General features: G+C 62.3%; 4 protein-coding genes. All 4 read right to left on the bottom strand.

Annotation, left to right across the window (positions count from 1 at the left end; genetic code table 11):
- Positions 1-33: 33 nt before the first annotated feature.
- The 4 genes from recD to recC all read right to left on the bottom strand — a co-directional run bounded on the left by recD (position 34) and on the right by recC (position 11,920).
- On the bottom strand, positions 34-1,884 hold the full coding sequence (gene recD, locus ACJ8IL_RS10100) for an exodeoxyribonuclease V subunit alpha (RefSeq protein ID WP_442516523.1): 1,851 nt from the start codon (positions 1,882-1,884) through the stop codon (positions 34-36).
- Positions 1,881-5,432, bottom strand: a complete 3,552-nt coding sequence (recB, locus tag ACJ8IL_RS10095; RefSeq protein ID WP_442516522.1) for an exodeoxyribonuclease V subunit beta — start codon at positions 5,430-5,432, stop codon at positions 1,881-1,883. The genes recD and recB overlap by 4 nt, the downstream gene beginning before the upstream one ends.
- Complete coding sequence (gene ptrA, locus ACJ8IL_RS10090) at positions 5,429-8,317, bottom strand: pitrilysin (protein ID WP_197836005.1); 2,889 nt, start codon at positions 8,315-8,317, stop codon at positions 5,429-5,431. Before ptrA ends, recB begins: the two co-directional genes overlap by 4 nt.
- Positions 8,318-8,548: 231 nt before the next feature.
- Entirely contained in the window at positions 8,549-11,920 is a 3,372-nt protein-coding gene (gene recC, locus ACJ8IL_RS10085; protein WP_442516521.1) for an exodeoxyribonuclease V subunit gamma, read from the bottom strand.
- Positions 11,921-11,932 lie beyond the last annotated feature (12 nt).

The following is an 11,932-nucleotide window of genomic DNA, read 5'->3' as shown; positions in this document are numbered from 1 at the left end:
GTGGGCGCGGCCGTTGCCGCGCCCGTTCATCGCTTATTCCGTTGCCTGCAACCGTTCAGCCAATCCGCTGCGGCGCTGGGTCGGCGTGCGAATAGCCCGCAGCAGTACCGTCTCCGTAGCGTACAGTGAGAGCTGCTTACGCGCACGAGTGATCGCGGTATAGACCAGCTCACGCGTCAGCACCGGCAGGAAATGGTTCGGCAACACCAGAACCGTATGGTCAAACTCCGATCCCTGTGATTTGTGCACCGTCATGGCATAAGCGGTTTCATGCGCCGGCAAACGGCTTGGCTGTACCGACTTGATGCTGCCGTCGGGCAGTTGGAAATGCACGCGCAGATCGCCGTGCTCATCCGGCAATGTAATGCCGATATCCCCATTGAACAGCCCCAGTGCGCTGTCGTTGCGGCCGATCATCACCGGCCGCCCCCGGTACCAGCGGCCGAGCACGCCCGGTTTGCGGTCGATCAGGCCCGCACGCTGCAGCCCGAGCTCAATGCGCTCGTTCAGGCCGGCGACGCCGAACGGCCCTTCACGCAGCGCACACAGCACCTGGAAACGGCCAAAAGCCGCCAGCACCGTCGCCGCGTCCGCCCCTTCGGCCGTCAGCCGCAGATAGTCGCGGTAGCCCGCCACGCAGGCATCCAACAGCGCCTGATACTCTTCGCTCGTCGCCAGCGCATAGCCCGCGACATCGCCGAAACTGCCGTTTAGTGCCGCCAGTGCGCGATCCCCCGCGCCGGCGTTGACCGCCAACGCCAGCTGGCCGATGCCGGAACGGGCATCGAAGCGATAGCTCTTGCGCAGCAGACACAGGCTATCGCGCACCACCGCTTCCGCGTCGGCCTGCCGCCCTTCGATCGAACAGCCGGTCAGGCGGCTCAGCTCTGCGGCACGCGCATCGCTGTATCCCTGCTCGGCAAAACGGCAAATATCCCCCAGCACCGCGCCGGCCTCTACCGAAGCCAGCTGATCGCGGTCGCCAAGGAAAATCACCCGCGCCCGATCGGGCAGCGCGGCAATCAGGCGCGCCATCATCGGCAGATCGACCATCGAAGCCTCATCCACCACCAGCACATCCAAATGCAGCCGGTTGCCACGGTGATAGCGCATGCGCTGACTGTTCGGTTGCGCCCCCAACAGACGGTGCAACGTCGCCGCCTCCGTCGGGAACAACGCCTGCTGCGCCGGGGTCAACGCCAACTGACGGCTGGCGCTGCCAAGCGACTCCGTCAGGCGCGCCGCCGCCTTGCCGGTCGGCGCCGCCAGTTGAATTCGCAAGCGCGCGCTTTCATCCAGCTGCACCAGCGCCGCCAGCAGCTTGGCGACGGTGGTGGTTTTACCGGTGCCCGGCCCGCCGGAAATCACCGCGATACGCCGCGTAGCCGCCACCGCGGCGGCGATCTTCTGCCAGTCGGGTTCATCACTCGCCGTGCCGAACAAGCGGTCGAGAATGGTGCGAAGCTCAGCCTCCGGCACCGCCAGCGATTCACCTTCGCCGCCGATAAACGCCGCCACTTCACCTTCGTTTTGCCACATGCGCTGCAGATACAGGCGCGACCCGCGCAGTACCAGCGGCGTTGCGCCGCTGCCGTCCCCGACCGCCGCACTGGTCGCCAAACGCTGCTGCCAACGCGTGCTATCCGGCCGCCCGGCCGCCTCCCACACCGCCAGCGCCAGCGCCGGTTGGCGCCCTTCAAACAACGTGTCCGCCTGCAGCTGCTCCAGCATCAGGCAGACATGACCTGCCCCCGCCTCTGCGCTCAGGCAGGCGGCGGCCAGCAAAATATCAGGCTCGTCTTCGTTCGCCACCACGCGGGCGAACTGCACGTCCAGCGGGCGCAGCGCGCCAAGCGCCACCGCCTGCTCCAGCAGTGCGATCATGATCCTTCCCCCGCCGCCGCAGCCTCGCCGCTGAACAAGCGATCCATCCCCTCCACCAACTCAAACTCGGGGAGACAGGTGAAAATGCCATTGCCCGGGTGCGCCGCATCCACGCCGCGCAGGAACAGATAAATCACCCCGCCAAAATGGCGTCGGTAATCATAATCCGGCAACCGATGGCGCAGATAACGATGCAACGCCAGCGTGTACAGCTGGTATTGCAGATCGTAACGATGCTCCGCCATCGCCTGCTCCATCGCCGGCCGGGTATAGGCGCTGCTGTCCTCTCCTAGCCAGTTGGACTTGTAGTCCAGCAGGTAGTATTTGCCCTGCCAGCAGAACACCAGGTCGATAAAGCCTTTCAGCATGCCCTGCACCTGGTGAAAATCCAGCGCCGGACAGCGGGCGGAAAGCGGATCGTAACGCTTCACCAGGGAATCGAGCTCCTTCGCCTGCAACAGCCGATTAATCGGTAAATAGAACTGCAGCTCTGCCTGCTTATGCTGCGGCGTCAGCGCCGCCAGCGTCACGCCGCTGTCGTCGAGCGACGTATTGAGCAGCACCTGCATCCACGCCAGCAGAATCGGTTGCCAGTGTTCGGCGAACCCTTGCTGCTGTAGCTGTTCCAGCAGCCACTGTTCGTCGAGCGGCTGGGTGAAGTCCAGCGTTTCAAACAGGCTGTGCAGGAAGGTGCCGGGCGTTGCGCCGCGCGGGAAGGTATGCGGTGTAAGCGCTGGCTCACTTTCTTCCCCGCGCTCACCGGCCGCGTCGACATCCAGACGCGGCAGCAGATCCTGCATCAGGCTCGCGCCGTGCTGTTGCAAACCGGTATAGCTGGTCACCCGCCAAAAATCCTGGATCCGCCGGGTAAAGCTTTTCGCCTCCAACGCCTCGGTTAGCGAAGCCTGGGGGTGCCAGGGTTCTTCATCCGGCGGTTCAACCAGCGACAGCGCGATACCGCCGCCCGCTAATTGCTGCAGCCGCTCCTGCAGATACACGGCGTCACCGGCTTGCCCGCCCTGCACCAGATAACCCAATGCGCTGCGGTGCAGATCGGTATCGCCCTGTTTCTTGCGCGTGCCCTGGAACAACGGTGCGATGCCGATGCTGCAGTGGTACACCGAGCGGGTCAGCGCCACATACAGCAGACGCAGGTCTTCCGCTAATCGCTCCTCCTCCGCCCAGGCCTGGCTCTCTTCATTGGCGTCGAGATCCAGCAACGCCTGGAAACTGTGGCGATCGTGATACAGCGCCTGTTGCTGCTGGCGGAAGTTGCCGACGAACGGCAGCCACACCAGATCGAACTCCAACCCCTTAGACTTGTGAATCGTGATCACCTGCACCAGATGCCGGTCGCTCTCCAGCCGCAGCTGCTGATTATCGGACTGACGATTAGGCTGGGCGATCTGCTGCGCCAGCCAGCGCACCAGCGCATGCTCGCTGTCGAGCTGCGCCGCCGCCTCTTGCAACAGCTCCCCCAGATGCAGCACGTCGGTCAAGCGACGCTCGCCGCCGGCGCTGGCCAGCAGGTTCTCCGCCAGCTGGCACGCTTTCATCACCTCGCTCAGCATCGGCAACACGCCGCGGCGCAGCCAGAGCGTGCGGTAACTGTCGAATTCATTAACCAGCGAGTCCCAGGCGCGCTCATCGCGGCTCAGGCCGTCCAACGTCGGCGCGTCCAGCCCCATCAGCCCGGTGGCCATGGCGCTGCGCAGCGTGCGCTCTTGCTCCGGCGCCAACACCGCCTGCAACAACCACAGCAGGTCTTTGGCCTCCGGGGTGTCGAACACGCTATCGCGGTTGGACAGATACACCGACGGAATAGAAAGCGCACTCAGCGCATCGCGCACCAACGCCGCCTCATTGCGGCTGCGCACCAGCACCGTGATATCGGAGGCTTGTACCGGCCTTGGCATCTTGCCGCCCTGCAGCCACGCCTGGCCCTGCTGCCCGGCGCTGAGCCAGTCGCGAATTTGCGTGGCGCACAGGCGCGCCATCAGCTGTTGGTAATCACTTACACCGGCGCCTTCCCCCTGCTGCAGCCAGAACTGCATCGCCGGTTGCGGCTTGCCGTGCAATTCAAACGCCAGCCCTTGGTTCTTTTCCGCCGCGCTGACCTCGATAAAGGGGATTTGGCCGAACAGGAAAGGCTTTTCTACCTGAGAAAACAGGTGATTAACGCTGGCGACCATCGACGGCGACGAGCGCCAGTTGGTCTCCAGCGTATAGTGGGCGCTCACCTCTGAGCGCGCCCGCATGTAGGTAAAGATGTCGGCACCGCGAAAGGCGTAAATCGCCTGCTTGGGATCGCCGATCAGCAGCAGGCCGCAATCGGGCCGGCCGACGTAAAGTCTTTGGAAAATGCGGTATTGCTGCGGATCGGTATCCTGGAATTCATCGATCATCGCCACCGGGTAACGCTGGCGGATCGCCTGTGCCAGCTGTTCGCCACCACCGCTTTGCAAGGCGCCGTCCAGCCGGCTGAGCAGGTCGTCAAACCCCAGCTCGGCGCGCTGGCGCTTTTCTTGCTGAATGGAAGTGCGGATCTCGCTGAGCGCGCGCGCCATGATCAGGTCGCGCAGCGTCAAGGGTTCATCAAACAGCTCGTCGATCGCCGTGAACAGCGCATGCCGCGGCGGCTCGCCTTTCTTGGTCTTCTCCAGCAGCACCGACTGGCGAAATTTATCCAGTTCCTTCGGCAGCTGGTAGTCCTGAGTCTCCTGCCCGCTCCATTCGCCGACCTTGTTCAGCCAGTTCGGCAGGTGTTTGCTGCTGTAGCTGCGCTTATCGACACCGGACTGGGCGATTAACGCCTCCAGATCGCCCGCCGCCGCCCGCCATTGCGCCTTGATGGCGTCGATGCGCGCGACGATCTGCTCGTGGCGCATCAGGACGGTTTCTTCGTCCTTCGGCGGCCGACGCAGCGCCGGCGCTTCACCGTGCAGATAACCGGAAAGGTCGGCCAGCAACGCTTCCGGGCCGCTCCACTCCTGGCTGACCGCACGCGCCACGCCCAGTGGCAACGGATAGCAGTGGCGACGCCAGAAATCGGCGCAGGCCTGCCGCCGCAGCGGCAGTTCATCCTGCACCAGCGTTTGTTCAAACAGCATGCCGGACTCAAAGGCGTTGTGCGTCAACATTCGTTGGCAAAAGCCGTGGATGGTGTAAATCGCCGCTTCGTCCATCTGCCGCTCCGCCGCCAGCAGCTGCGAGGCGGCGTCGGTCAAATCGTCAATTTCTTCCATCAGCGCCGAAAACAGCGGGTTGGCGCTGATACCGCGCACGCAGGCGATGCGCAGCCCGTGGATATTGTCGCGGATGCGCCCGCGCAGCTCCTCGGTGGCGGCCTCGGTAAAGGTCACCACCAGGATTTCTTCGACCGTCAGCGGCCGGGGAAACGCTGCTTCACCGCCCAACCCCAGCAGCAAACGCAGGTACAGCGCGCCGATGGTAAAGGTTTTGCCGGTGCCCGCCGACGCCTCGATCAGGCGTTCACCAAACAGCGGCAGCGTCAGCGGCTCCAGCCTCTGCGGGGCGACTTCCGTCATGGCGTCGCCACTTTGCGCGGCAGGATCTGCTGCAATGCAGACGCGTTCGGATAGGTAACCCAATCCTTAGGCGCCGCGTAATCCGCCTTGTCTTGCCCGCTGCCGCTCACCTGCGACAGCACCGCCAGCCCCTGCGGTTGGATCACCGCCTGGTGGAAATAATCCGCCAGCTTGGCCGGCGTCAGCTGTTGCACCTGCGCAATCAGCTTCTGACGGGTATCGAAGGCGAAATTGCCGCGATCGAAATCGTTGGCGAACCGGCTGGCTTCTTCGCTGAGGGTTTGCGGCCGCTGCTTCAGCTCATTAATGAGCGCCTGTTTGTACTGCTCAAAATCGGCCTCGCTCATGTCGCGCAAGCGCTTCTCGGTTTTCGGGTAGAAATCCTGATAGCGCTGGTACAGGTAGGCCGGCTGTTTGCTGTTGCTCTGCAGCAGGAAGCCCACGCCCCACTGGCGGCCCACCGACATCGGGAAGGCGAAGACCGCATACCCCAATTGCTCCTGAGTGCGCAGCTGGCTGTAGAACCACGGCTGAATGATCTGCCCCAGCAGCGAGCTGTAGGCCATGCCGGTCACTTCGTCGTAGCCGGTCGGCACATAGACCGCCGCCAGCGCCGAGTCGGTGCTGCTGCCCACCTGTTGCAGGTTGGCTAGCTGATTCTTGTCCACCACCACGTCTTCGCCGTGCCACCATTCGATGCCGGTACAGCCCAGACGATGTTTCAACGTCGACGCCAACGTGTCGACCTGCTGCTTGCTCATGTTGCCCACCACCAACAGCTCCGGCGTGGCCTCGGCCAGCAGGCTGTCGCGATAGGCCAGCACGTCTTTCAGCGTCAGCGTCTTCAGCACTTCGCGGCGCTCACTGCGTTCGGAATACGGCACGCGGGAAACCATCTGCACCGGCTGAATGGCCAGCTCAAACGCTTTGCCCTTCTCGGCGGCGTCCAACTGCTCCAGATACCAGGATTTGGCCTGCGCCAGCTGATCTTCCGTCGGCGTGAAGCTGGAATAGCCCTCGATCAGCGCCGTCAACAACTGCGGCAAACGCTGGGTAAAGCCGTTGGCGTTAAACATCAGGCCGTTGTTCGGCGACGTCGAGAAACTCAACCCGCCGACCGACGCCTGATAGCTCAGTTGATCCAGCGCGAGGCCGGCCAGATAATCCGTCAGCGAGAACAGCACCTGGTTGCGCGCGGAATCCATGGTCTTGGCGTTGCGGAAAGCGACGGTGACGTCGGCCTTCGGCTCGTCGGCGAAATAACGGCTCGGCATATACAGCACGCGCAGGCCGGGTTTATCCACCACCATTTCCGGCTTTTTGAACTCGTGCGACGGTTTGGTCAGGGTGAAATCATCCGGAATGTACGGGTTGAGCGCCGGCAACGACAGAGAAATGCCGCTGCCCAGCTGCTGCCACTGCGTAAAGCGCTGTGGCGTGATTTTGTCGACCTGGTAAGGCGCGTTGACGAAATAGGCCGTCTTGTTGTGCGGCTCATCGGGGCTGACGAACCAGATGCGCGCATTTTGCGGCGTCATGGCATCCAGACGTTCAGCGATCGCCTTGGGATCATAACGATCGGCCAGGTAGGGTGCGTCCAGCGCATGCTCAACCGGCACACGCAGCATCGTGTCCACCAGCCATTCGATGTAGTCCATGTCGCGCGTGATCGACGGATAACGGAAGTCCAGATTCAGAACATGCGAAATTTCGTCGAAATAACTCTGCTTGATGCCTTCGCTGCGCAGCATTTTCAGGTAGTTGAAAATGGCGGCGACGACCTCGTCGCGTTTGGCCAGACCTTTGTCGGTCAGTGAAATGCTGATGGCGAAGACGCCGCCGTTGCGATCGACCATCGGATCCGCGCCGGCATTGATGGCGTCCGCCAGCCCCTGCTTCTGCAACCAGTCAGACAGGGTGTTTTTGCTGCGGTTGCCGATCAGATAGCTGATGTAGGTATCGGTTTTGCTGCGAAACGCGGCGCTGTTGTTATCGATGCGGAACTCGACCTTCAGCTGCTTGCGCGGCTGCGCCGGCACATAGTGAATGATGATGCCCTGCTGTTCCGGCGTCACGGCCGGCACGGTGATCGGCGGCACGCTGGCGTCGTGATTCGGCACGCGGCCAAAGGTTTTCGCCGCAATATCCGCCAACTGCGGCAGCGGCTGATTACCGTACAAAACGCCCATCATCAGGTTGGCGGAGTAGTAGCGTTTATAGAAGCCGGTCAGTTCATCATGCAACTTGCTGTCCGGCTTGTCTTTCAGCGTATCGAGATTGCCGCCGGAGAAACGCGCGCTCGGGTGCGCCGGGTTAAGGGTTTCCGCGCCGACCTGCGCCATGCGCATGCCGTCGCGCGAACGCGCCATCGTCAATTCGGCGTTCACCGCGTTGCGCTCACGATCGGCATTGCCCGGATCCAGCAGCGGCTCGGCAATGGCGTCGGCCATGCGATCGACCGCCGGCTCCAGCGCGTCATTCTCCACTTCCAGATAGAAGGCGGTGCGATAAGAGGCCGTGCTGGCGTTATGGCTGCCGCCGTGCTTTTTCAGGAATTCGGACAGGTTTTCCGGCTCTGGATAGCGTTTGGAGCCCATCAGCACCATATGTTCCAGATAGTGCGCCAAGCCCAGTTGGCTGTTCGGATCTTCGAGCGACCCGACCGGCAATGCCAGCGCCGCCAGCGATTTCGGCGCCTGGGCATCGGACACCAGCAACACCGTCATGCCGTTAGCCAACTTGATCGCCTCGTACTGACGCGGATCGTGTTCGCTCTTGTTGATCTTCTCCGCCAGCGGTTGCCATCCTTGCGCGGCCCAACTCAACGGTGCCCAACACATAGCCAATAATACCAGCCCGGCGATACGGGCCAACTGTCTGCGCATATCCAAAATAACCCCCTATTCTGACGTCGCTACGCCCACTCCCTGACGTTGGCGACGTGCATCAAAACCACATAACCAAATCGGTACTCGCCGTGTTCTTCGCCAATGTGGCGGTCCGAACACGGCGGGTATATGCCTGTACGTTATGTCAGACCGGGAATTACCCCAATGGTTGAATATAACCTTCGTTATTTTTACCACCTCCCGCTGCACAGCACCACCGGGGGATTGTTACCCCAGGTTATGCCGCGCCACCGGCAGCAGATAACGCTCTGTTTCAGCCAGAATTTGCGCCAAGTATTCATTATCCAATTGGCGGAATACTCGCTGCACGTAGGGATCTTCCCCTTCTCCGGGAATGCGCTGATCGCCCTGCCAAGCCTGCAGCAATTTGGCGCGGGCCTTAATTTGCGCGTCTTCCTCCCAGTCGATTTGCTGCGTTTCCGGCAGATAGCACTGGCTCAGCCACGCCCAGCCGCTCTTGTTCAGCAACAGCAGCGGCTCACACAGACCGCGTTGATAACCCGCCAGCAGTTCCGCCAACTGCGCCTGCGCCTCTTCTGGCGCCAGCGCGGCAAAGCGCCAGGCGGAGTTCTTGCGGCCATACATGCGGCTCTCGCCGGTGCCGCCGGCACAGCAATACACCAGGTGCTCCAGCCACAACAATATGCCGTCCACCGCCGACAGCGTAGCGGGCCGCCAGCGCAACAGGCCGTCATCCTGCACCTGGTGCAGCCAGCCACTGAGGCGCACGCCGGCGATATCGATATCCAGCTCCAGGCTATGGCTCTGCGCCCGTTCCGCACGCACCTGCTCGGCCAGTTCGCTCATTTCTTCCTGCTGCTTTTGCCAATAAATTTCGCCGAAGGCGCCATAGGGCAACCCACCGGCGGCGCGCACCCGCTGGAATAGCCGCTCGGGATCGTCGCCGTCGATAAGCGTATTCAGCAGTTGACTGTTGAACTGGTAACGGCTGAGGTTATCCAGCGTGAAGGGTTCTTCGTCCGGCAACTCGGTCTCTTCCAGGATAAAACTGACGCCCAAGCGCAGCTGGAAGAAGGCACGAATCGGATGGCGATAAAACCGCAGCAGCTCATCCAACGCTATTTGCTGCAGCGCTTCGGCGGGCAGCGGCTGGTTGAACGCCGGATGCGCCGCACCGCGACCATCGGCGGCGGGCAGCCACTCGGCGGCATAGCTTTGCGCCTCCGAGCCCGGCAAGAAATTCTCGGCGGCGAACGGCATGCGCGCATGCCACTTCAGCAAGTGCTCGCCCACTCGGCGGGCGCTGTCGTCTGCACTAAGTTCCTCGTCTCCCGGCAGACAATAGCTTTGCTCCAGGTACTCCAGCAGCTCGGTGACCAGCACCGAAGGATAGCGCGGGCTGTTGTCCTGAATGGAACGGCCGATGAAGCTGATATACAGCCGCTGCTGAGCGGACAAAATCGCTTCCAGGAACAGATAGCGGTCGTCATCCCGCCGGCTACGGTCGCCACGTTTGACCTGCTGCGCCATCAGATCGAACCCCAGCGGCGGCAGCGTGCGCGGATACACGCCGTCGTTCATGCCCAGCAGGCACACCACCTTGAACGGAATGGAACGCATCGGCATCAGCGTACAGAAGTTGATTTGCCCGGCGAGGAAGCGCTGACTGATGCGTTCCTGATCGAGGCGCGCCGCCAGATCGTCACGCAGAATGGTCAACGGCACCTCGTCGGGATAGCGCGCCGCCAGGCCAAAATTGATGGCCTGCTGCCACTGCTGTTCGATCAGCGCCAGCACGACTTCAGTGTCACTGTCCGCGGCGAAGAAGGCATCCAGCAGTTGCCGGCACAACGGCAGCCACGCCTCGAGCGGGCGCGCTTCGCTCAAGACTTGCCGCCAGTGGCTGAGCTGCGCCAGCAGGTCTGCCAACTGCCCCGCCAACTCGGCGGCCAACCCGCTCGATTCGTCGTAAGGTAAAATGCCCTGCCAATCGCCGGCATTGCTGTCCATCGCGTAGCCGAGCAGCATGCGCGTAATGCCGAAGCGCCAGGTATGCTGGCCAGTGGCGGGCAGATCCAGTTCGCGCACGTTATCGTCGTCCAGGCCCCAGCGAACGCCGGATTCACCAACCCAGTGACGCAGCAGGCGCAGCCCCTCTTCGCCGATGGCGAAACGGGTAGCCAGGGCAGGCACCTCCAGCAGCGCCAGCACCTGTTCCGAGGTAAAGCGGCTTTGCGGCAAATCGAGCAGTGAAATGAACGCCTGCAGCGCCGGATGCGCCTGCCGCGCTTTACGGTCAGAAATGGCGAACGGCAGGTAGCGCTCGGCGGGGGCGTTGCCGAACACAGCCTGAATATAAGGCGTGTAGCTGTCGATATCCGCTACCATCACGATGATGTCGCGCGGTGTCAACGACGGATCCTGCGCCAGCATGGTCAGCAGTTGATCGTGCAGCACCTCCACTTCCCGCTGTGGGCTGTGGCAGGCGTGCAGGCTGAGGGAGCGGTCATTCTCATCAAGCGGGCGTTTGCTGACGCTGCTTTCCAGCGTTTCCGCGGTAATACCGATTACCGCATGATCTTCCAACTCCAGCATGTCGCGCTGAACGGCGTGCAGCATGGTATCCGCCGGGATATCGACAAAGGCGTCGACCTCTTGCGCCCCTTCCATCTGCGACAGCAGATAGAGGTGATCGCGCCCCAGCTTGCCCCAGGAGGCCAGCAGCGGGTTGCTGAGCTGCTGCTGACCTTCGGCGTCAAACAGGCGCGCCGCGTCGGCCGGCTCGCGAAACAGCCCTTGCTCACGCGCCTGATGGTAATGACGACGCTTGCGGCTCTGCAAGCGGGCCAGGAAAGCGTAATCCTGAATGTCGCCCCAGTAATAACGACAGGGGTTGGTGAACATCAGGTGGATATCGATATGCCGTCCCAGCGCCTGCAGCGCCTCCAAATAGACCGGCGGCAACGCCGAGATGCCGCAGATAAACACCCGCGGCGGCAAACCGGGCGGGCACGTTTTTGCCTGCTCCAGCGCGTGGATAAAGCGGCTGTACAGATTAGCGCGGTGCCATTCCGGCTGCCCCAGTTCGCGCGTGTACTCTACCAACCGCGCCCAGAGCGGCGCCTGCCATTGCTGAGCCTCCGCCAGACCGTCGATGCGCTCACCGCGCTGCCAACTCTCCAGCCACTGCGGGCGATAAACCAAATATTGGTCGAACAGGTCGGCGACCCGGCCGGCCAACTGATGAATTTTTCGCTTGTCGCCGTCATCGGTCAGATAGTGCTGCAGCGGCGCAAACGCCGGTTGGGTCAGCATCTCCGGCAGCAACCACATCAGCTTCCAGGTCATGTCGTCCTTGCTGAAGGCGCTCTCTTTCGGGATATCCGGCAGCACCCGGGTGAACATGTCCCAAATAAAGGTCGCCGGCAGCGGAAACGCGACATTGGCGGCGATGCCGAACTGTTCCGCCAGCTGCATCTGCAGCCATTGCGCCATCCCGGGGCTCTGCACCAGCACCACTTCCTGTTGAAAAGGATCGGCCAACGGATCTCTGGCTATCAGCGCGCTGGTCAGCGTCTTCAATAAATCCAGCTGATTGGAATGATAAACCGTGAACATGAACGCTCCTTT

The sequence above is a fragment of the Serratia sp. CY47444 genome, assembly GCF_052168635.1.
GTDB classification, from domain to species: domain Bacteria; phylum Pseudomonadota; class Gammaproteobacteria; order Enterobacterales; family Enterobacteriaceae; genus Serratia; species Serratia bockelmannii.
This window is presented reverse-complemented; position numbering and strand designations above follow the sequence as displayed.